The sequence below is a fragment of the Glaciimonas sp. Gout2 genome (assembly GCF_035018905.1).
In the GTDB taxonomy this organism is placed as follows: Bacteria; Pseudomonadota; Gammaproteobacteria; order Burkholderiales; family Burkholderiaceae_D; genus Glaciimonas.
The window spans coordinates 92,670-114,367 of record NZ_JASJXA010000005.1; the positions used below are offsets into that span (position 1 = coordinate 92,670).

Genomic DNA, 21,698 nt, shown 5'->3' on the forward strand with positions numbered 1-21,698 from the left:
GCGATGAAGACAGTTCGTCAGGAATGTACAATCCTAACGGAGCGATTTTACGTAAATCCTCACACTTTGGAGTAAGCATGTCAGCGAGTCAAAAAGCGATTAAGGGTCTTGCACAATATCCGAGCTTAAAGGGGAAGCGCATATTCATTACCGGCGGCTGTACCGGAATTGGCGAGGCGCTGGTCAGCGCATTTGCGGAGCAGGGTGCGTTGGTTGCCTTCGTCGATATCGCAACGGAAGCGAGCGAAGCATTATGCGCTAGATTGGCTGCAGCGGGCTTCCCTGCACCGTTGTTTCGGCATTGCGATATCCGCGACATCGGCCTGTTGCAGGCAACGATGGCAGCAATGGCCAAAGAGATTGGTGATTTTGACGTTCTGGTGAATAACGCTGCGAATGATACACGGCACGCCGTTGAAGATGTCAGTGTAGAGTTTTGGGATAACAGTATTGCGATTAATCAGAGACCGTTATTTTTTACTTGTCAGGCGGTGTTAGCTGGCATGAAGAAAAAAGGCGGTGGTTCAATTATTAATTTTAGTTCGATTAGCTGGCACATAGCAAACGGTGGCTATCCGGCTTACGTCACGGCTAAGTCGGCGGTGATCGGATTAACGCGTGGACTGGCGCGGGAACTTGGTCCACATAATATTCGGGTCAATACTGTCACGCCGGGTTGGGTAATTACTGAACGACAGAATAATTTGTGGCTGGATGAAAAAGGCGAGGCTGACATCAAACGCAACCAATGTCTGTCTGGAAAATTATTGCCCTGGCACCTGGCGCGGATGGTGCTGTTTTTGGCATCGGACGATAGTGTGATGTGTACATCGCAGGAATTTGTGGTTGATGCTGGTTGGAGTTAATTTTTTTCTGAAATGATACCGCAACGTGCGGTATGGTCATTGCGCAAAATTGCTCCGACGGTGTCGCCGATCAGAGTAAACTGTTCAACTTGGCCCGCAGCCCAAGTTAAAAAATCCCCTATTTTCTTCCCATATCAAGGTCCTCCACACAAACCGTTCTGTCGGGCAGATCACGCTCGCCGATTTCGTCGATACGTTTTGATAAGCGCATGGCAGAAACATTTTCGCTTGATTTTCAATGGTAAGACAAAACCTTAAGTACTCTTTCGCCAATTAATAATTACAATTTTTTTGAAGCACAATAGATCGCTCTTACGCACAACGCGTAAAGATGCATCTACCGGGATCAGCCTCATGAAAGAATGTACTATTGACGCCGCTATTTTTGAAGGCGTACAAAAAATAAATAATCGTAGTCTGACCAACAATCTTCACACAGGTAGATTGGCGAACGACTTTTCATCATTGGAGGGTTACAGCGGCGCAATAGCAATGCTCGGCGATGACGGTCAATATCAACTTACGAAAATTTCAAGGCCCGATGTAAAAATCCCGGATCTATCACTTGACCAACTATGGAATTGTGCGAAAGACCATTACGGACTGGCTGCTATTTCTGTGAGCGCTGGTATTGGTGGGATGCCAGTACCTAAATCGATGCTTGGTTATAGACCGTTGCTGCGCTCTAGTGAAAATACTAATTTGGTCAGTCATTTTGGACATAAATTTTTTCCAATGGCAAAAGTCCATACTAGTCTTCGAAAATCCGCGAAAGCCACTTTTGGCTCGACTCGAATTTTTGGCGTCATCGGTAGAGGATTGCCTTTTGTCGCAGTTGGTTTTGCCATTTACGATGTTGTTAGTATTGGGATGTGTGCACTGGAGGCGCGTGATGGAAAATAATCAGACCCGTGAAGAAGTCCTCGAAATAATCATGGATATCTTCGTCGTGGAAATCGGATTTATTGAGAGGAAAGAAATTTCGCCAACTACGGATGTGACTAAAGATTTTAAAATTGATTCAGATGATCTCTCTTTTTTTGTAGAAGCCGTAGAGAAACATTTTGACATGTTGGCGCCAGAAGGAGAGTGGGAAAAAATAGCGGTTTTTAACGACATGGCAGATTTGATTATGCTATCTCGCGGCATGAAAATTCCGAGAAAAAAAACCTTGGGATTTTTGAAATGGCTCGCCAGAAGAAATTTATAAGTCATTTATCTTTTTGACCTATTGGAAAAAGATAAGCAGCGACGTCGTTCAGCTAATACTAATCCTTCACGAACGGCGGTGAAAAATTTATCGCCTCGATTCTTATATTCGACCTAAAACGCGATAATGACGACCGATCCGGCGACGATCAATGATCCGCCGATAGCTATTGGCCAAGTGAGTTGCTCACCAGCGAACAACAGTCCCAATACGATCGCGAAGGCGACGCTGAGTTTGTCGATCGGGGCTACTTTTGTGATCGGTCCGATTTGCAGGGCATGGTAATAGCAGAGCCAGGACAGGCCGGTGGCGATGGCTGACAGTGCGAGAAATAACCAGTTGCTGGAGGCGACCAAGGCTGGTTTTTCCCATTCGTTGCGTAGTGTCACAATACCAGCAATGACAAACAAAATAATTACGGTGCGGATGAATGTGGCGAAATTCGAGTTCATACCGGTGACGCCAAACTTACCGAAGATGGCGGTCAGGCCTGCAAAAAAAGCCGATCCAAGTGCATATAACTGCCAACTATTGCGCAAGTCCATGTGATTCTCCTGAATCGTTTATCAAGCTGATGTTGTAGTATCTTAACTCTCAGTCGCGAGGTCGCTGATTTACTAAATTGCTAATTTACATCCCTATGCATTTATTCTCAAGTTCACACCAATTATCCAGAGTCTGATGATCTAAAACAATGATCAAATTAAGTTGGTCGCAGACCTGAACTATCCGGAAACGTCCGCTCAATCCCGAAAATACTTCGCCAGTTTTGGAGAATAATTAATTTGGGGCGGGTGATGTTGTTGGTGTTTTTCCGTGATTTAAGGCTGCGTTGTCCGGTAATGCGTTCTGATTCCATCCGCCCCCTAATGCGGCAATCAGTTGTACGCTGGCAGCCATGCGGCGATTAAGAATGTTAAGAGCCGAATTCTCTGCGCTAAGTGCGGTAGCTTGTACAGTCGCCACGCTGGTGTAATTCACTAATCCCGCTTTGTATTGATTCAGGATCAGCGTTACCGCTTTGCGTGCGGATACTACCGTTTCGTCCTGCACCTGCGCTTCCTGTTCCAATATTCTTAATGCTGCCAGATTATCTTCAACCTCCTGGAAACTGGTCAAGACCGCTTGCTTGTATCCGGCGACGGTGCTGTCATAGTTGGCGATGGCCTGGTCGGTTTGCGCCTTGCGTGCGCCACCGTCGAAAATTGTCTGGGCCAGCGCGGGTCCGAGCGACCAGACACGGCTTGGCAGACTAAGCCAATTGACAAAGCTATTGCTCTCAAAGCCGCCTGATGCGGATAAGGTGAGGGCAGGGAAGTACGCTGCTTTGGCAACGCCGATCTGCGCGTTAGCGGCAGCGGCGAGCCTTTCGGCGGCACTGATATCAGGGCGACGCTCTAATAGTGACGACGGTATGCCGGTAGGAATGGCTGGTACGACCGCAACCAAAGGCGCAGGCGCGATTGAAAATGTCGACGCCGGTTGTCCGACTAACAGGGCGATCGCATGTTCTGTTTGAGCCCTTTGTACGCCGAGATCGATCATCTGAGCTTGTGCCGATTTTAATTGGGTTTGCGCCTGTATGACATCGGATTGGGCAACTACGCCCGCAGCATACTGATTTTTGGTTAGCTGAAAAGACTTCTGATAGGCTGTAACGGTATCTTGCAGCAAATTTTTCTGTGCGTCGAGTATCCGCAGTTGCCAATAATCCTGCGCCAATGCCGATTGTGCACTCAGTTTTGCGGCCTGCAAGTTGGCGGCGCTGGCTTGCGCATTGGCTTGATTTGATTCGACTGTGCGGCGCACCCGCCCCCACAAATCAGGTTCCCAGCTTGCGTTGAGTGATAGCGAGTGGCTAGTTGAAGCAGAGCTACTGCCGCTGGTCGAGTTGGTATTACTGGTGCGATTGCTTGCGCCACCTCCGCCAGATCGGGTCGCTGAAACATTCGCGCCAACGGTTGGAAAGTATGCGGCCTGGGATTGTTGCACCAACGCGCGCGCCTGGCGATATTTGGCTTCGGCTTGCGCCAGATTTTGATTCGATATGTCGATCTGGGTGATGAGTGCGTTCAGTGTGGGATCGTTGTAGCCTTCCCACCAATGGTCGCCAAGTTCATGATCGCGCGGCTCCGCAACTTTCCAATCCTTGGATTCTTTAAAGGCGGTTGGCGCCTCCATGACAGGACGGACGTAATCGGGACCGACCGCGCAGGCGCTTAACACCGCTACGGAAAAGGCTACTAACAATGTAGCCGGTAACCGGCTTCTTTCGTAGCCGCCTACCCGCGCCTTGACTTCACTGCGCTCGTTACGGCTCCGCAATAAGTCTAATGTGAATCTATTATTGTATTTCATATCAATTCCATCCACTTATCGGGCCTAATAGGGCAGCCCTAAAAATATGTCGAATAATCTTGCGCGTGGTGCGATGCGCCGTTCCTTGTTCTGTTATTTTTCCACCAATTTCGGTGGTTATCTTTCCGTTAAACATGGGCGCTTTCGCCATCAGTTTCATGGTCAGCGCGTTTAAATTTCTCTTTCCACCATAAACTAAAGCGATCCAGATAAAGATAAACGACCGGTGTGGTGTACAAAGTCAGGAGTTGGCTAACGATCAAACCACCGACAATCGAGATACCAAGCGGGGTGCGTAATTCAGCGCCATCGCCGCGACCAAGCGCCAACGGTATTGCGCCCAGCATGGCGGCCATTGTGGTCATCATAATCGGGCGGAATCGTAGGAGACAGGCTTCAAAAATCGCGTCGCGTGGCGACATGCCGCGATTGCGTTCCGCGTCGAGGGCGAAGTCGATCATCATGATGGCATTTTTCTTAACGATACCGATCAGCAGAATCACGCCGATCAAAGCGATCAGACTGAAATCGGTTTTGGTGATGAGCAGAGCCAACAGTGCACCGACGCCAGCAGATGGCAAGGTCGATAGAATCGTCAGCGGATGAATATAGCTTTCATACAATATTCCCAGCACGATATATACCGCCAGTAGTGCCGTCAGGATCAATAGTGGCTGACTGTTCAAAGAAGACTGAAACACGTTGGCCGTTCCAGCGAAAGTGCCGTGGACCGAGGTCGGAACACCTAGTCGGCTCATGGCATTGTTGATGGCTAACGTTGCCTCGGATAATGATTTCCCCGGTGGTAGATTAAAGGAAATAGTGGAGGCGATAAACTGGCTCTGGTGATTCACCGAGAGTGCGGTATTGGTCGCTGCAAACGTCGAGAATGAAGATAGCGGGACTTGTGCTTCGACCGCAGTGGAAAGCGTTTGTGCCAGCGATGAGTTAGATGCAAGTTGACCATTCGCGGTCAACGCTGGCGGTGTTCCTAATGCCGAAGTGGTGGGCGAAAGATTGGCGCTTTTTGGCGTGACGCTGACATACGTATGGCGCAGAATTTCGGGACTCTGCCAATATTCAGGGGATGCTTCCATCACTACATGGTATTGATTCATTCCGCTATAGATGGTTGAAATCTGGCGTTGACCGAATAGATCGTTGAGCGAAGAGTCGATTAATTGCGGCGTCACGCCGCTTCTGATGGCGGTTTCCCGGTCAATCACCAAAGAGGTTTGCAGACCTTTATCATTTTGGTCGGTATTGACATCGGCTAGTTCGGGTAACGCATCCAGTGCAGCCCGTATTTTGGGCTCCCAAAGGCGTAACTGATTGATGTCATCTGATTGCAAAGTGTATTGATATTGTGCGTCGCTGGAGCGACCACCGACGCGAATATCCTGTACCGATTGCAAGAAGAGATTTGCGCCCGGAACATGGCTGAGTTTGCCGCGTAATCTGGCAATGACCAGATCAGCGGATAGTTTACGCACAGACAGCGGCTTGAGCGTGATAAACATCACCCCGCTATTACGTCGGCTGCCACCGGTAAAGGCAATGACATTTTCGACCGCGGGATCTTTTTGAACGATTGCCACAAAAGTATTCAGCTTGACTTTCATCGCCTGAAAAGAAATCGCCTGATCGCCCTGAATCCCGCCAATCAGGCGTCCGGTATCCTGTTGCGGGAAAAAGCCTTTCGGAATAATCTTGTACAGGTGAATATTCAGCGCGATGGTTCCCACTAAAATCAGTATCATCAGCGGCCCAAAGCGCAGCGCCCAGGTCAGCGAACGTTTATACCCGCTTAGCGCAGCATCAAACATGCGTTCGGTAGCGGTGAAGAAGCGTCCTTGCTTGCGGTTTGGCTCATGTTTTAATAGGCGCGCGCACATCATCGGCGTAGTCGTCAGGGAGACCACCAGTGACACCAGAATAGCCGCCGACAGCGTGACCGCAAATTCACGGAATAAGCGGCCAACAATACCGCCCATCAGCAGAATCGGGATGAAAACAGCGATCAGCGAGATACTCATCGACAGGACGGTGAAGCCAACTTCACGCGCGCCTTTGATAGCGGCGTCGTACGGCGTCATACCTTCTTCAACATGACGCGAGACGTTTTCCAGCACCACGATCGCATCATCGACGACGAATCCGGTCGCGATTGTCAGCGCCATCAAAGACAGATTGTCCAGGCTATAGCCGAGTAAATACATCACGCCAAATGTGCCAATCAACGAGATTGGCACCGCGACGGTGGGAATCAGCGCGGCACGTGCATTGCGCAGAAACATAAACACCACCATGATGACCAACGCGATTGATATGAATAACGTATGTTCGGTATCAACCAGCGATGCTCGGATAGTCGGCGTGCGATCCATCGCGATATTAAGATTGATAGCGGATGGAATGGAAGCCTGCAACTGCGGTAAAATCGCGCGAACATTGTCGACCGTTTGGATAATATTCGCACCCGGCTGTCTGCTCAAGGTGACCAGAATGGCGGGTTTGCCATTAGCGGAACCGGCATTGCGCAGGTCGGCAACAGAATCCAAAACGGTAGCAACATCCTGCACGCGGATCGGAGCGCCGTTGCGATACGATACGATTAACGGCATGTATTCAGCGGCGGTCTTGGCTTGGTCGTTAGCGTAAATCTGCCAATTTCTGTCACCGTCTTCCAGTATTCCTTTGGGACGATTGGCATTGGTTGCGGCAACGGCGGTGCGAACGTCAGCACTACCGATACCATATTTGTTAAGGGCAGTTGGATTTAACTCGATCCGAACTGCCGGTTGCGAACTGCCGCCCACGCTGACACTACCGATACCAGCAACCTGAGACAATTTTTGCGCCAGTATCGTATCGGCAGCATCGTAAATCTGGCCTGGCGTCAAGCTGTCCGAAGTCAAGGATAAAATCATTACCGGCGCATCGGCGGGATTGACTTTGCGATAGGTGGGACTACTCGGCATGCCGGTTGGCAACAGGTTACGTGCGGCATTCAAGGCCGCTTGAACATCACGCGCCGCGCCATCAATATCCCGACTCAAATCGAACTGCAAGGTAATACGCGTGGAATTGAGCGAGCTTGAAGAAGTCATTTCGGTGACTCCGGCGATCGTACCTAGCGCCCGTTCGAGCGGGGTCGCAACCGTCGCCGCCATAGTCTCTGGACTCGCTCCGGGCATGGATGCCGAGATCGAAATGGTGGGGAAGTCGACTTGCGGTAATGGCGATACCGGCAGCATCCGAAACGCCACCAGACCGGCCAACGCTATCCCGATCGTCAGAAGCGTTGTGGCGATCGGTCGCTGAATAAAAGGAAGCGAAATATTCATAGGGGCACTTTATTGATACACTTTTTGAGCCGCTCTTTTTTCGACTCTTTGGACCATTTTTTGATTAGCATAACGACGTGCAATTAGGGCCGCACTGGTTCGGTAGGCGCGCGCGCATCTTGATCATCGTCATCTTGATTGTCATTGTCGGCTTTGCCAAAACGCGCCTTAAAGCGTCGTGACAGACGGTCAAATGCAAGATAAATAACTGGCGTGGTGAACAAGGTTAATACCTGTGAAACCAGCAAGCCGCCGACCATGGTGATACCCAGCGGCTGACGTAGTTCCGAGCCGACGCCGGTGCCAAGCATCAACGGCAATGCACCCAGTAGCGCCGCCATGGTGGTCATCAAAATCGGCCGAAAACGCAGCAAGCAGGCCTGATAAATCGCATCATGCGGCGACAATCCCTCATTGCGTTCTGCATCCAGGGCGAAGTCGATCATCATAATCGCGTTCTTTTTAACGATACCGATCAACAGGATAATGCCGATGATGCCGATAATGCCCAAATCATTGCCAGAAATCATCAATGACAATAACGCTCCGACGCCCGCGGATGGTAGCGTGGATAGAATCGTGATGGGATGGATATAACTCTCGTACAGGACGCCAAGCACGATATACATGGTGACGATGGCGGCCAGAATCAGCCAGAGCGTGTTACTTAGCGAAGCCTGAAATGCCAGCGCCGCGCCCTGGAACCGCGTCTGGATGCTGACTGGCAAATCGATTTCTTTCTCAGCGACACGTATCGCATCAACTGCTGCGCCCAACGATGCGCCAGGAGCCAGATTAAAGGAGATCGTGGTTGCCGGGAACTGCCCGATATGGTTCACCACTAGCGGCGCGTTACGCTCGCTGACGGTAGCAATGCTGGATAGCGGGACCTGCTTGCCGTTGGCGGCGACCAGGAAAATACTGTCGAGCGCGGCTGGGCCTTTTTGAAATTCCGGCTGTACTTCCATCACCACCCGATATTGATTGGACTGGGTGTAGATAGTAGAAATGAGGCGTTGGCCGAACGAGTTATAAAGAGCATTGTCAATCGCCGCTGTTGTCAGGCCAAGACGCGATGCTGCGTTACGGTCGATCTCAATATAGGCCTGTAATCCCATATCTTGCTGATTGCTGGCGACATCAGCTAGTTCCGGTAGTTGCTGTAATTTATCAATTAATTTCGGTACCCATTTTGTCAGTTCAAGTCCGTTTGCATCTTCCACGCTAAATTGATATTGGGTACGACTGACGCTGTCTTCGATGGTCAGATCTTGTACGGGTTGCATGTACAAGGTAATGCCCGGTACATCGCGGGCTAACTTTGGCTGCAAACGACGGATGACATCGGTGGCGCTGACGTCGCGAGTATCGTGGGCTTTAAGATTGATCAGAATGCGGCCGCTATTGAGCGTGGTATTAGTGCCGTCAACGCCGATGAACGAGGATAAGCTTTCGACCGCGGGATCTTCCAGTACGACTTTTGCCAGTGCTTGCTGGCGTTCCGCCATCGCGCCAAACGAAGTGGATTGCGCAGCTTCGGAAATGCCCTGAATCACACCGGTATCCTGTATTGGAAAGAAACCTTTTGGGATGAAAATATAGAGGATGACTGTTAACGCGAGTGTTCCGAGGGCGACTAACAACGTAGCGTTTTGATGTTTCAGAACCCAGACCAGGGCTTTGCCATAGCGCGCAATGATATTGTCAAAAAAATTGCCGCTTTTGCGATAGAACCAGCTTTGTTCTGCTTCCGGCGTATGGCGCAGCAACTTGGCGCACATCATCGGAGTAAGGGTCAGCGAAATAAACGCTGAAATCAGAATCGCGACCGCCAGCGTAATCGCAAATTCCCGAAACAATCGGCCGACGACATCACCCATGAATAGCAGCGGAATCAACACAGCAATCAGAGAGAAGGTCAGCGAAATGATGGTGAAGCCAATTTGCTCTGCGCCTTTTAGCGCGGCTTGTAACGGCTTCATGCCTTGCTCGATATAGCGCGAAATATTTTCGATCATCACAATCGCGTCATCGACCACAAAACCGGTCGCAATGGTGAGCGCCATCAGCGTCAGGTTATTGATCGAAAATCCAGCCATGTACATAATCCCAAATGTGCCGACCAATGACAACGGTACGGCGACGCTAGGAATAATAGTGGCCGGTATGTTGCGCAGAAAGACGAAAATCACCATCACAACCAATATCACCGCCAGGATCAATTCGAATTCGACGTCTTTGACAGATGCGCGGATGGTGGTGGTGCGGTCAGTTAGAATCTTGACATCGATAGCGCCGGGTAACGTGTCTTGCAGAGTCGGCAAGATTTTCTTGATGCTGTCAACCACGCCGATAACATTGGCACCCGGTTGGCGCTGGATGTTCAAAATAACGGCCGGCGCGTTGTTGGCCCATGCTGCAAGGCGGATGTTTTCTGCATCATCGACCACGTCGCCAATATCGGAGATGCGAATGGCGGCGCCGTTTTTATAAGCGATGATCAGATTACGGTATTCATTGGCGGAGGATAACTGGTCGTTGGCATCGATGGTTGACGCCCTTGTCGGGCCGTCGAAGCTGCCTTTTGCCTGATTCACATTGGCGTTGCCGATGGCGGTTCTGATGTCATCGAGGTTCAACCCGAGCGCTGCTACTGCGCGTGGATTAAGTTGCAATCGCACCGCAGGGCGCTGACCACCGGAGAGACTGACGAGGCCTACGCCTGGAACTTGCGATATTTTTTGTGCCAGACGGGTGTCGATTAGATCTTGAACTTTAGGTAACGGCAGAGTTTTTGACGTGATGGCAAGTGACAGAATCGGTGTGTCGGCTGGATTGACCTTGTTATAAATTGGCGGGGTCGGCAAATCTGACGGCAGCAGATTACCGGCGGCATTGATCGCTGCCTGGACTTCTTGCTCGGCAATATCCAGACTCAGCGCGAGAGTGAACTGGAGCGTGATAACCGATGCGCCGCCAGAACTGGTGGATGACATTTGGTTGAGTCCGGGCATCTGCCCGAACTGGCGCTCTAACGGTGCTGTGACCGAAGAGGTCATGACGTCCGGACTGGCTCCCGGATAGAGCGTGACGACTTGAATCGTCGGATAGTCGACTTCCGGCAAGGCCGATAGCGGTAACTGCTTATAGGCGACGATCCCAGCCAAAAAGATGGCGACCATCATTAAGGTGGTGGCGATTGGCCGGAGAATAAACTGCCGTGATGGATTCATGCGCTATGGTCGTCGTTATACGTTAATTAGTCGTCGGTTGCGTAAGCTATATTAGTTGCGTTGCTGCGTCGGTCAGGTTATGGCTGTTTCGCTGGCTGCGGGGAAGCAGACTTGGAGTCAGCTTTTGAATCAACCTTTGCATCCGTCGAGCCTGTCGTCTGCGCCGGTTTGCCACCGCTGGAAGCATCGGCACTGGCACTGGCACTAGCTGACGCTGCTGCTGAAGCATCTTGACCAGCTTGACGGCGGTGGCCATGTTTCTGACTATTGGTCGGGCTTGCTGCATCGCCAATTGCGCCACCTGCACCGCGCTTGACCGGTTCTACTTTTGCACCTTCACGCAGCTTATCGACGCCGTCTACCACCACGATTTCGCCCGCTGTTATTCCCTTGGCGATAGAAGTATTTTGACCTTCTACTGGGCCAACGGTCACTGGACGGATAGTAACCGTCTTGTCGGCTTTGACGACATACACAAAGTTGCCGCTGCTTCCGCGCTGGATGGCTGCGCTTGGAACGACGGTCGCACCGGATAAAGTATCAAGCAACATCCGCACATTAATGAACTGACTCGGAAACAACGCGTAGTCGGTGTTAGGGAAAACCGCTCTTAATTTGACAGTGCCGGTTGTGGCATCGACCTGATTGTCGATGGTGACAAATTGACCGGTGGCCAATTTATTGGCCTGCGAGCGATCCCACGCTTCCGCGGGCAATGTTTTGCCAGCCTGAATTTGCTTCATGACACTAGGAATATTGTCTTCCGGAATGCTAAAAATGGCGGTAATCGGTTGCAATTGCGTAATGATTACCACACCATTGGTATCCGAAGCGTGCACGACATTACCCAAATCAACCTGCCGCAAACCAAGTCGACCGCTAATCGGCGCAGTCACGCGCGAATAGAGAAGTTGTAGCCGTGCATTGTCTAACGTGCCCTGATCTGCTTGAACTGTACCGGCGTATTGTTTGACGAGTGCGGCCTGGGTATCGACTAACTGGCTAGCGATGGAATCTTGCGCCAATAAAGTCTGATAGCGCTTCAGATCAATTTGTGCAGCCTTTAGTAATGCGTTGTCATGACCAAGTTGGCCTTCCGCTTGGGTAACCAGAACCTGATAAGGACGTGGATCGAGTTCTGCTAATAAAGCACCAGCTTTGACAGTTTGGCCTTCTTTAAAATGTAACTTCATTAATTGCCCGTCGACGCGGCTTTTGACCGTTGCGGTGGCTTCGGGTGTGACGCTACCAAGGCCAGATAGATAAATATGCACATCGGCGATAGTAGCGCTGGCCACACCAACCGGCATAACGCTGTTTGGGCCGCCTGCCATGCCACGGCGACCTTTACCACCGCTCTGCATTGTTGCGCTTTGACCGTCCGCTTGCTGTGTATTGCGGCCCCAGAAGAAGTATGCCGCACCCCCTAATACAATGATCAACAATAGCCACCACCAACGACGGAATGACCCGACAGGTTTATTTTCCGTAGAATTTGGTTGCTCTGATGTCATAGAATTTTGATTATTCGGTGGTGGGGTTGTGTTCATCGCGGGCCGGAAGTCAGTCAATTGTGGATAAGTTGAAGCAGTGTAACGAGTAAATTTTACCAGCGTAATAATTCGGGCAAAGTATTACAAAGAACGTAAAAGAGGATTTCGGCAAATCGCAGTATTGCCAATCATACTGTGTTTATTGTCAACTTTTGATAAGTGCATTATTCGCGTATCTGAGAAAAATTTACCGAAAGTAGCTTTGTTAACAGATATCGTTAAACAAAATAAGGTAATTATATTTATGCCAACTTAACTTTTTTGAAGATCAACCATGTACCAAAAGCCTCAGGCAGGATTACGCGAGGCTTCTGATAGTGGTCGACATACGTTAAATGGAAATTTCTACTAAGCCGTCATCTCTAATAAATATCGTTATTAAGGTAAAAATTTTAGAAAGATAAGCTAAGTCGTGGCTACCGGTTATTGATCCGTTTTACTTTCCTGCTTGCTCGCCCCAATGACCACGAGGGCCACCATGGCCACGGTGATGATGGCTAAAATGTTTATCCAGGACTTTTTGTTGTTCTGGCGTCAACACTGCATAGAGCTGTTTCAACGCGGCGGCACGTTCGCCCATGCGTGTTTCCATTTTTTTCATCATGTCGATACGATGATCCATACGCTCAGGCGCTGTTTGTTTGGCCCATTCTTCTTCACTTGGACGGTGCATTGGCATACCTGAAGGGTTTGGCTTCATTTGACCAATGTAGGTTTTCCAGGCACCTTCTTGTGCGGGAGTAATTTTTAGCTCATCGTGCAATTTGGCTTGTCGTTTAGCCATACGCGCTTCAAATTTTGCGCGTTGTTCAGGCGTTGTAGGTTGATGCATTTGCGCAGCTTCCGCTTTTTCAACGGCAGGTACACCACCGGTGGTATTTTGGGCATGGGCACTCATCCCCATGGCGCCAAAGCCAATAGCGGTGATGCCGATCAAAAGTTGTTTGCGAAACTTAAACATGATGAATCCTTTCAGGGAGAGTTGTCTTGAGCAGGTAATCTGCACAGAACTCATTAAACCGCATCTGTGTATCAACTATCTTTCGCCTTGCTATTGGTTTGTAACCCCGTGTGTTACGTAAGCCCAACTTTGTATCGCAATGTATCCAGACGCCATTTGGATATGCAAATATACAAAATTAGTTTCGCCATTGCCTGAATCAATTGCCATAATCGAGTCCATGGATACTACTGCTCACATATTGGTGGTCGATGACGATCGCGAAATTCGCACTTTACTGGCTGAATATTTGGACGCCAACGGTTTGCGCACATTAACGGCGAACAACGGTGCCGAAATGCGTCGGGTAATGGAGGAGGCGCGGGTTGATCTGATCGTGCTCGATCTTACTTTGCCGGGCGAAGATGGATTGACGCTTTGCCGGACGCTGCGTGCGCATCCTACGCATTTTGGGATCCCAGTTATTATGTTAACTGCGCGAGGCGAGCCGCTTGACCGGATTCTCGGTCTGGAAATGGGGGCTGACGATTATTTGTCCAAGCCGTTCGAGCCGCGCGAATTGTTTGCGCGTATCCGCAGTGTATTACGTCGAACACAAGCGCTGCCGCCCAATATGGCAACGCCGGAAGCGCAGCAAATTCAGTTTGCCGGTTTGACGCTCGATCTGATCGCCCGCCATTTGGTCAATCGGGAGGGCGTCGTTGTCGCGCTATCGGGAGCGGAGTACCGGATACTGAAGGTTTTCCTCGATCATCCGAATCGTATTCTGAACCGTGATCAATTGCTGGAGCTGACGCAAGGTCGTGAGGCTGATCCCTTTGACCGTTCGGTGGATATTCAAATTAGTCGTTTACGACAAAAGCTGGGCGACGACGCCCGCACGCCAAGTATCATTAAAACGGTGCGTAACGAAGGCTATGTTCTGGCAACGTCGGTTTCGGTCGAGTCGTGAATTCGTGAAGAATTTTTTTGACTCAGTTGCTAATCGGGTATTCCTCATTTTACTTGCCGGGGTGTTAGTCGCCGCTGGCGCTACCAGTTGGCTGGCGGATAACGAACGCCGTAACGCATTCCGTGAGTTGTATGATTTCCGAATCGCCGAACGGGTGGAACAGATCGTGCTGTCGTTGGACGACGTCAGCCCCGACATGCGCGAGACGGTATTGCAGGCTAGTGAAAATTTTGGGCTGGAAGCCAGTCTGGCGAACGATACCGAAAACGTCGCTCCAGACAATGCCTCCCTTGCTGCGTTATTAAGAACCAGGCTGGGTACAAACCGCCAAATCGTCGTATCCAAACAGATTGGGTGTAATTGGCGGCCTGGTAGATTAGCTGGTCTGGGCGGCCCCGGTGGTCCGGCTGAACGTGGTAGACCAAGGGTTGACGAATGTCAGGTGGTGTATGTTAGCTTGAAAGATGGCGCTTTACTTAAACTGAAGTTGCGTATGATGCGAGACCCTGGCGGTCTGCGCGGACGTCCGCCCGGCTTGCCTGCTTTCTCGCCATATTTCGCTTTATTTTTGCTCTTAATTGGATTACTCGCGTACGTGGTCGCAAAAATGACCGCGCGTCCGATTAAGAGACTTGCGGCGGCGGCGTCCGCGCTTGGTCGCGATATTGACCGTCCTCCCTTGAAAGCGGTAGGGCCGACGGAAATCCGCCAGGCGGCAAATGCATTCAACGCGATGCAGGCCAGAATCAAACGGCAAATTCAGCATCGTACCCACATGCTGGCGGCGATCACGCATGATTTGCAAACGCCATTAACCCGATTGCGGTTGCGATTCGAAAAGGTGAATGATCTCGATTTGCGCCATAAATTGATCGAGGATTTGGCAGTAATGCAAGGCATGGTGCGCGAAGGTTTGGATTTGGCGCGCAGCATGGATTCGGCAGAAGCGATGCAATTGCTCGACATCGACTCGCTGCTTGATAGCGTCTGCGCGGATGCAGCCGATGCTGGTCAGGACGTGACGCTGAAAGGCCTGACGCGGGCGTCGATTATGGCCCAGCCCAATGCTTTACGCCGCTGTCTCACCAATTTGGTCGACAACGCCGTCAAATATGGTCGCTATGCCCGTTTGCAAATAAGTCGCGAAGGTGCAGGAGATCTCACTCAGATCGTGATAACGGTACGCGATGGCGGTGCGGGAATTCCGGAGGATCAACTGGCCGCAGTATTCGAACCGTTTTTCCGGCTTGAAACATCGCGTTCACGGGATACCGGGGGGACGGGTTTGGGATTGACGATTGCGCGTAATATCGCTGAGAATCACCGAGCAGGATTGACGTTGAGAAATCATCCGGAGGGTGGGTTGGAGGTTACTTTGCGATTGCAGGGAAATGGGTAGATGGTTTGGGAGGCTTCCTTTCCTGGCCGGTTAGGTTTCCTTAATTTGATGTATCAAATGCGGTCGTTGTTATCGAATAATTTCATTGAGCAGCATGTATTGGATAACGACGATCTACAAATTACGATCTACAAATCAACGTCACACTCCAAAAAAAAGCCTACCTCCATTTCCAGAAGCAGGCCTTCAGCTACACATTAATTAACCCACATCAATAAGGCACATAATCCGGCGGCGTATTGTATCCACGTTGCTGCGGAGCATAATAATCAGGCGGTGGTGCAGGGGCATAGCGAGGGCGGCGATTGTCGTCATAGCCCGCCGGCACTGGTACGCGATTGCCCTTTGCATACATACACTGGGTGTACACATTGTTATATTGGCGTTGGATACCAGCACCGCTACGATCAGCATTGTTGCTTGCTGCTGAACTACCGACCAGCAATCCACCACCTGCGCCGATTGCTGCGCCCGCGCCAGCACGGCCGCTTGCTGCACCGATCAAAGCACCGACTGTCGCACCAATTAACGTACCTGCAACGGCTGTTCCGGTAGCATTATCTGCTGTAGCCTGCCCTGCACCTGGCCCCACCCGGTCCTGCGCATAGCGATGGCAATCGTTATCATCGTTCCGGAACTGGTCATAACTTTTGCCAGCGCCCGGCATGGCCATCACGTTCGGCCCAGTCGGCACACCCACGCATCCACCCAGCATTAATACGGCTGCAGCAGCGATGATTTTTTTAGGCTTGTTCAGAAATGGTTTGTTCACAGTGCCACCACCTTTTGTTTATCTTGGTTGAGAGTTGTCGGGAACTACCTTTAGCCAGCCTTTAGGACAACGTCCAATTTCTGGGTAGTAGCCTGAAGGGTTGGAGCAGTAATACCGAAAATCTTGTCCGTTAGAGACATTATCGTTGCGCTCAATATATGTTTGTTGCTGCGGTTCGATATATATCGGCTGTGGCGCATAATAAACGGGCGGCGGCGCGTAGTAGACCGGCGGAGGACCATAATAATAAGGGTCGCCGATACTAATTCCAACACTCGGCCCGTAAAATCCCCCGTGACCGTAATAACCGCCATGACCCCATGCATAACTAGCGCTGCTCGCGGCTAATAAGCTTAATGCCGTTAATGCCAATAAAATGAATTTTTTCATGATGTCTCTCACCATTTGTTAGTACTTAATGATAATTCTGCATTAGAACTATTACCAAGCTAAGTTACTTTCGGTTGCAAATCCTGTGGTACAGGGTCTAAATTGATACAATTCGAGGCGTGCCGATGTGCAAAATTTAAACGCGCATAATGCCCACTCCGATGACATTGAATAGAGGGAGAATCAGGATCGTTCTTCACCAGCTTTTTCCATTGTTCCTATTGAATCCGGTGGAATTATATATGCACCTATAATAATCGGCATTTTTGTAAAGTAATAATCATCTCTAAACGCGATTAGATACTGAGATTAAATCGACGTAAGTCGGTAAGGAGTTTTCTCTGAGTATTCGATTCAAGCGCTGGTTGCGGCTTAAAATGATCAAGTAGATAAAAAGTTATAAATTGAATAAGGATAATCAACGCATGACTTATCACGCCTCGAATAAACGTTATGAACAGATGCAGTACAGATTTTGTGGTCGCAGCGGTTTAAAGCTGCCGCTATTGTCAATGGGCTTGTGGCACAACTTCGGCGACACAACCACATTGGCGCGTCAACGCGAGTTGGTGCATACCGCTTTTGATCACGGTATTACCCATTTCGATTTGGCAAATAATTACGGGCCGCCATATGGCAGTGCAGAAATTAACTTCGGTCGCATACTTAAGGAAGATTTAAAGCCTTATAGAGACGAGCTGGTTATTTCAACCAAAGCTGGTTGGGATATGTGGCCCGGTCCATACGGACAGGGCGGCGGTTCGCGCAAATATGTGCTGGCAAGTCTTGATCAAAGTTTGCAGCGGCTGGGACTGGACTATGTCGATATATTTTATTCGCACCGCTTTGATCCCGAAACGCCACTCGAAGAAACCATGGGCGCGTTAGCGACGGCCGTGCAACAGGGTAAAGCGCTGTATGTCGGCGTATCGTCATATTCTCCCGAAAAGACCCGGGAAGCTGCTGCTTTATTGCGTGAGTGGAAAGTACCGTGCCTGATTCATCAGCCTTCCTACAACATGTTCAATCGATGGATTGAGAAAGGATTGCTCGATGCGCTGGAAGCGGAGGGCATGGGTTGCATCACTTTCACAGCGTTGGCGCAAGGACTGCTAACGGATAAATACCTGAATGGTATTCCAGACAATGCGCGGATCAATCAAGCTGGTGGCGGATCGTTACAACAAGCCCATCTCAGCCCCGAAAATCTGGCCCGTGTCAGAGCGCTCAACGAGATCGCATTGGCGCGTGGTCAAAGTCTGGCACAGATGGCATTGGCTTGGGTGCTACGCGATCCACGCGTGACGACCACATTAATCGGGGCCAGTAGTCCAGCTCAGATTGTGGAAAATGTCGCCGCGTTGCAACGCCTGGATTTCACCGCTGAAGAGTTGACGGCGATTGACGGGTTGGCGCAGGAAGGCGGCATTAATTTGTGGGCTAAATCTTCACAAGGTTAAGCAGATTGTTTTGAGTGGAGATATTAAAGTCAAAAGGCCTGCGATGATGCAGGCCTTTGTATTACAGCGTACCGTTTAATGTAGCTATTATCGGAATGCTGCCGCCTGAAATTGTCCACCTGTCGCCTGATTTAATAGTGGGATCGGAATGGAGACCGGAGTTTGTTTACGGCGCTCAGAACTTGGCGCCACATTAAACACCTCACGATAGGTTTTACTAAAGTGACATGCCGACTGGAAACCACATGCCATGGTAATACTCAAAATCGACATATCCGTCTGACGTAACAACTCACGCGCTTTGCGCAAACGCAACGTTAAATAATAGTGTGTTGGCGACATTCCCATATGCTCTTTAAACATGCGCTGTAATTGCCGCGGCGAAGAATTGGACAGCTGCGCCAGGTCTTCGAGCGATAACGGTTCTTCTATATTTGCCTCCATCAACGACACGACCTCAACCATCGCAGGCCTTGCCGAATTCATCCGGACTGTTAATGGCACGCGCTGCTGGTCTTTATCATCACGTACATGTTCGAGAATAAATTGATCGGCAATGGCTGCGATAGTCGTTTTTCCCACCTGGCGAGAAATCAGATTGAGCATCATGTCCAGTGGCGCTATACCGCCAGTACAGGTTAAGCGATCCCGATCAATCACGAAAAGATCGCGTGAAAACGAGACGGACGGAAATGCGCGGCGTAATGCCGACATGTTTTCCCAGTGGGTCGCGCAGGTGTAACCATCCAGCAAGCCCGCTTTGGCTAAAGCAAAGGTGCCGGTACACAAACTACCCATCGCCACTTCTTGGTCCGCAAAATGCTGCATGAGTGACAATGACTCCGCATTGATTGCGGATTCTATATCTGTGCCGCCACAAACAAAGACAACGTCGGGGATGTCGTTTGGATCAGGCGGGGAGGAATCAATAGATAATCCATTGCTGGCGCATACCAAGCCACCTTCCGGGCTAACAACAGTCCAGCGATAGAGTGTTTTACCCTCTAGATAATTGGCCATTCTTAATACTTCGATGGCATTTGAAAATGCAATCATCGTAAAGTTATTAAGTGGAAGAAAAGCAAAATGCGAGAAAGATGAAATTTCACTTTTAGACATGACCCACTCCGTTGGCAACCATCAGCGACGGACAATGTACCGTCGAATTACTTAAAAAAACAAATGCTTTCGATTGTGCGCTGCAATAACCATGCCATTCGCGAACATGTAGCAATTGTTAAATTTTCGCAAATTCCATCTGACTTATTGGCATGCCTCGGAACGGTATTAGCGCATATCTCCGCCAATCCATTCATCACTTCATAGCGCTGGACGACAAATCAAATTCGGCGTGAGGTCAATCAACTGAGGCCTTGAGCGGCGTATTGCAATTGTTAATAAATCCATCCAAAACACATTGTTGTTTTTTTGTGTGTCGTCGATTTCCCGCGCCCGATTTCGTGCAGCGAGCGCGGTTTTGGCGCTATCGCCTGTGCTGTTTTGGTGAATAACAAAATTGGTGTAACGCAGCACCCATACAAAATTTTTTTGTGGCGAATCCGGATAAATTGCAATTAACACAACTATTCTCTTTTGCGCTTTGGGATCCATGCAGGCGAATAATTCGCTAAGTTTATTATGCGCCGGCGTTGAAAAAGATATTTTTCCCATTTTAAGCATCTTGGCTTTGCCGAGATCTCCATGGACTTGGCAAAAAGTGACAGCGTTGTCGTAATTTGAAAGGTTCCCGTCCGCTTTAGGAAATAGCACGGCTAGGCTTAGGACAAGATGTGGTCAACAGAGAGAGTTGGAATAAGCCAGCTTCGAGACGTTATCTCTTCGTGCATTTTAGTTGCTGTCACTACCGGACCCGAGCCCATGACTTCTACAAACGCGTTTTTTTCCCAGTCACTATCCGAGCGCGATGCGCCGGTGATGAAAGCCATTTCGCTTGAACTAGAGCGTCAGCAAGATCAGATCGAAATGATTGCGTCGGAAAACATCGTGTCGCGTGCCGTACTAGAGGCGCAAGGTTCGGTATTAACCAACAAATATGCCGAGGGTTACCCCGGCAAACGCTATTACGGCGGCTGTGAGTTCGTCGATCAGATTGAAGTACTGGCGCTGGAAAGGGTGAAGCAATTGTTCGGCGCCAGCTATGCCAACGTTCAGCCGCATTCCGGCGCGCAAGCGAACGGCGCAGTGATGCTGGCGTTAGTGAAGCCGGGCGATACGGTGCTCGGTATGTCGTTGGATGCAGGTGGACATTTAACCCACGGTGCACGTCCGGCCATGTCGGGAAAGTGGTTTAACGCGGTCCAGTATGGCGTGCGTCCCGACACTATGTTAATTGATTACGATCAGGTCGAAGCGCTAGCTAAAGAGCACCAGCCACGTCTGATCATCGCTGGCTATTCGGCCTATCCACGCCAGCTCGACTTTGCGCGTTTCCGCGCCATTGCTGACAGTGTCGGCGCGTTATTGATGGTGGACATGGCCCATATCGCTGGTTTGGTTGCCACTGGTCATCATCCAAATCCAATTGAACATGCGCACGTCGTGACCTCAACCACTCACAAAACGCTGCGTGGTCCGCGTGGTGGCTTCATTCTTACCAATCATGAAGATATCGCCAAAAAAATTAATTCGGCGGTGTTTCCCGGCTTGCAAGGTGGCCCCTTAATGCACGTTATTGCCGGTAAGGCCGTGGCATTTGGTGAGGCGCTGCAACCAGAATTTAAGCAGTACATCAGCAACGTGGTTGCCAATGCCAGCGCATTGGGCGAAGTTCTGAAAAAGGGTGGCGTCGATCTGGTCACTGGCGGTACTGAAAATCATTTATTGCTAGTCGATTTGCGTCCTAAAGGATTGAAGGGCACCGACGTTGAGCATGCGCTGGAACGGGCCGGTATTACCTGCAACAAGAACGGCATTCCGTTCGATACCGAGAAGCCCACCATCACATCCGGTATCCGGCTGGGTACGCCAGCAGGCACGGCTCGTGGCTTTGGTATCGAAGAGTTCCGCACTATCGGTGGTCTGATCGTCGAAGTATTGGATGGTTTAGCCCGCAAGCCAGAAGGCTGTGCCGAGACTGAGCAAAGTGTTCGTGCACGCGTGCTGACGATGTGTAAACGCTTTCCCATTTATTGAATTGTCATAACGGCTAAACGTAGGTTTAGCTTTCAATAAGATTG

At 50.1% G+C, this 21,698-nt stretch carries 17 protein-coding genes; 7 read left to right on the plus strand and 10 right to left on the minus strand.

Annotated elements, in window-relative coordinates; all coding sequences use genetic code 11:
- Positions 1-77: 77 nt before the first annotated feature.
- The 3 genes from QN379_RS05800 to QN379_RS05810 all read left to right on the plus strand — a co-directional run bounded on the left by QN379_RS05800 (position 78) and on the right by QN379_RS05810 (position 2,076).
- The gene (locus QN379_RS05800) at positions 78-866 is read left to right on the plus strand and encodes an SDR family oxidoreductase (RefSeq protein ID WP_323506219.1); all 789 of its coding nucleotides are present in this window, start codon (positions 78-80) and stop codon (positions 864-866) included.
- Positions 867-1,220: 354 nt separating this feature from the next.
- The gene (locus QN379_RS05805; protein ID WP_323506220.1) at positions 1,221-1,769 is read left to right on the plus strand and encodes a hypothetical protein; all 549 of its coding nucleotides are present in this window, start codon (positions 1,221-1,223) and stop codon (positions 1,767-1,769) included.
- Complete coding sequence (locus QN379_RS05810) at positions 1,759-2,076, plus strand: hypothetical protein (protein ID WP_323506221.1); 318 nt, start codon at positions 1,759-1,761, stop codon at positions 2,074-2,076. Before QN379_RS05805 ends, QN379_RS05810 begins: the two co-directional genes overlap by 11 nt.
- Before the next feature lie 113 nt (positions 2,077-2,189).
- Here the strand turns inward: QN379_RS05810 and QN379_RS05815 are convergent, their stop codons facing one another.
- From QN379_RS05815 to QN379_RS05840, 6 genes are all read right to left on the minus strand, one after another.
- Positions 2,190-2,621, minus strand: a complete 432-nt coding sequence (locus QN379_RS05815) for an EamA family transporter (RefSeq protein WP_205319682.1) — start codon at positions 2,619-2,621, stop codon at positions 2,190-2,192.
- 235 nt (positions 2,622-2,856) lie between these two features.
- Positions 2,857-4,434, minus strand: coding sequence for an efflux transporter outer membrane subunit (locus QN379_RS05820; protein ID WP_323506222.1), 1,578 nt, complete (start codon positions 4,432-4,434; stop codon positions 2,857-2,859).
- Positions 4,435-4,562: 128 nt separating this feature from the next.
- Complete coding sequence (locus QN379_RS05825) at positions 4,563-7,781, minus strand: efflux RND transporter permease subunit (protein ID WP_323506223.1); 3,219 nt, start codon at positions 7,779-7,781, stop codon at positions 4,563-4,565.
- 83 nt (positions 7,782-7,864) lie between these two features.
- Positions 7,865-11,014 (minus strand): MdtB/MuxB family multidrug efflux RND transporter permease subunit, encoded by a 3,150-nt coding sequence (locus QN379_RS05830; protein ID WP_323506224.1) that lies wholly within the window; start codon positions 11,012-11,014, stop codon positions 7,865-7,867.
- A 77-nt stretch (positions 11,015-11,091) separates the two neighbouring features.
- Positions 11,092-12,528, minus strand: a complete 1,437-nt coding sequence (locus QN379_RS05835; RefSeq protein WP_322237136.1) for an MdtA/MuxA family multidrug efflux RND transporter periplasmic adaptor subunit — start codon at positions 12,526-12,528, stop codon at positions 11,092-11,094.
- 475 nt (positions 12,529-13,003) lie between these two features.
- Positions 13,004-13,528: a Spy/CpxP family protein refolding chaperone gene (locus QN379_RS05840; RefSeq protein WP_323506225.1), complete on the minus strand. Its 525-nt coding sequence runs from the start codon at positions 13,526-13,528 to the stop codon at positions 13,004-13,006.
- 220 nt (positions 13,529-13,748) lie between these two features.
- On the opposite strand from QN379_RS05840, the gene QN379_RS05845 reads away from it, so the two are divergent.
- Positions 13,749-14,480, plus strand: coding sequence for a response regulator (locus tag QN379_RS05845; protein WP_322237141.1), 732 nt, complete (start codon positions 13,749-13,751; stop codon positions 14,478-14,480).
- Positions 14,481-14,484: 4 nt separating this feature from the next.
- The gene (locus tag QN379_RS05850; protein WP_323518998.1) at positions 14,485-15,879 is read left to right on the plus strand and encodes an ATP-binding protein; all 1,395 of its coding nucleotides are present in this window, start codon (positions 14,485-14,487) and stop codon (positions 15,877-15,879) included.
- A gap of 211 nt (positions 15,880-16,090) precedes the next feature.
- Here QN379_RS05850 and QN379_RS05855 read toward each other — a convergent pair whose 3' ends face one another.
- Positions 16,091-16,651, minus strand: coding sequence for a glycine zipper family protein (locus tag QN379_RS05855; protein WP_322237145.1), 561 nt, complete (start codon positions 16,649-16,651; stop codon positions 16,091-16,093).
- Between the two features lie 18 nt (positions 16,652-16,669).
- Positions 16,670-17,041 carry a hypothetical protein gene (locus tag QN379_RS05860; protein WP_322237147.1) on the minus strand — a complete coding sequence of 124 codons (372 nt, stop codon included), beginning with the start codon at positions 17,039-17,041 and terminating at the stop codon, positions 16,670-16,672.
- 425 nt (positions 17,042-17,466) lie between these two features.
- On the opposite strand from QN379_RS05860, the gene mgrA reads away from it, so the two are divergent.
- Positions 17,467-18,501 carry an L-glyceraldehyde 3-phosphate reductase gene (gene mgrA, locus QN379_RS05865; protein ID WP_322237149.1) on the plus strand — a complete coding sequence of 345 codons (1,035 nt, stop codon included), beginning with the start codon at positions 17,467-17,469 and terminating at the stop codon, positions 18,499-18,501.
- Between the two features lie 87 nt (positions 18,502-18,588).
- Here mgrA and QN379_RS05870 read toward each other — a convergent pair whose 3' ends face one another.
- Complete coding sequence (locus QN379_RS05870; RefSeq protein ID WP_322237151.1) at positions 18,589-19,620, minus strand: GlxA family transcriptional regulator; 1,032 nt, start codon at positions 19,618-19,620, stop codon at positions 18,589-18,591.
- A 201-nt stretch (positions 19,621-19,821) separates the two neighbouring features.
- Positions 19,822-20,172 (minus strand): hypothetical protein, encoded by a 351-nt coding sequence (locus QN379_RS05875; RefSeq protein ID WP_323506227.1) that lies wholly within the window; start codon positions 20,170-20,172, stop codon positions 19,822-19,824.
- A gap of 207 nt (positions 20,173-20,379) precedes the next feature.
- On the opposite strand from QN379_RS05875, the gene QN379_RS05880 reads away from it, so the two are divergent.
- Complete coding sequence (locus QN379_RS05880) at positions 20,380-21,654, plus strand: serine hydroxymethyltransferase (protein WP_322237153.1); 1,275 nt, start codon at positions 20,380-20,382, stop codon at positions 21,652-21,654.
- Positions 21,655-21,698: the final 44 nt, after the last annotated feature.

Excerpts from the sequence above, each read along its gene's own strand:
- QN379_RS05800 (WP_323506219.1), top strand. The coding sequence starts at position 78 with ATGTCAGCGAGTCAAAAAGCGATTAAGGGTCTTGCACAATATCCGAGC.
- QN379_RS05805 (WP_323506220.1), top strand. The coding sequence starts at position 1,221 with ATGAAAGAATGTACTATTGACGCCGCTATTTTTGAAGGCGTACAAAAA.
- QN379_RS05810 (WP_323506221.1), top strand. The coding sequence starts at position 1,759 with ATGGAAAATAATCAGACCCGTGAAGAAGTCCTCGAAATAATCATGGAT.
- QN379_RS05815 (WP_205319682.1), bottom strand. The coding sequence starts at position 2,621 with ATGGACTTGCGCAATAGTTGGCAGTTATATGCACTTGGATCGGCTTTT.
- QN379_RS05820 (WP_323506222.1), bottom strand. The coding sequence starts at position 4,434 with ATGAAATACAATAATAGATTCACATTAGACTTATTGCGGAGCCGTAAC.
- QN379_RS05825 (WP_323506223.1), bottom strand. The coding sequence starts at position 7,781 with ATGAATATTTCGCTTCCTTTTATTCAGCGACCGATCGCCACAACGCTT.
- QN379_RS05830 (WP_323506224.1), bottom strand. The coding sequence starts at position 11,014 with ATGAATCCATCACGGCAGTTTATTCTCCGGCCAATCGCCACCACCTTA.
- QN379_RS05835 (WP_322237136.1), bottom strand. The coding sequence starts at position 12,528 with ATGACATCAGAGCAACCAAATTCTACGGAAAATAAACCTGTCGGGTCA.
- QN379_RS05840 (WP_323506225.1), bottom strand. The coding sequence starts at position 13,528 with ATGTTTAAGTTTCGCAAACAACTTTTGATCGGCATCACCGCTATTGGC.
- QN379_RS05845 (WP_322237141.1), top strand. The coding sequence starts at position 13,749 with ATGGATACTACTGCTCACATATTGGTGGTCGATGACGATCGCGAAATT.
- QN379_RS05860 (WP_322237147.1), bottom strand. The coding sequence starts at position 17,041 with ATGAAAAAATTCATTTTATTGGCATTAACGGCATTAAGCTTATTAGCC.
- mgrA (WP_322237149.1), top strand. The coding sequence starts at position 17,467 with ATGACTTATCACGCCTCGAATAAACGTTATGAACAGATGCAGTACAGA.
- QN379_RS05870 (WP_322237151.1), bottom strand. The coding sequence starts at position 19,620 with ATGTCTAAAAGTGAAATTTCATCTTTCTCGCATTTTGCTTTTCTTCCA.
- QN379_RS05875 (WP_323506227.1), bottom strand. The coding sequence starts at position 20,172 with ATGGGAAAAATATCTTTTTCAACGCCGGCGCATAATAAACTTAGCGAA.
- QN379_RS05880 (WP_322237153.1), top strand. The coding sequence starts at position 20,380 with ATGACTTCTACAAACGCGTTTTTTTCCCAGTCACTATCCGAGCGCGAT.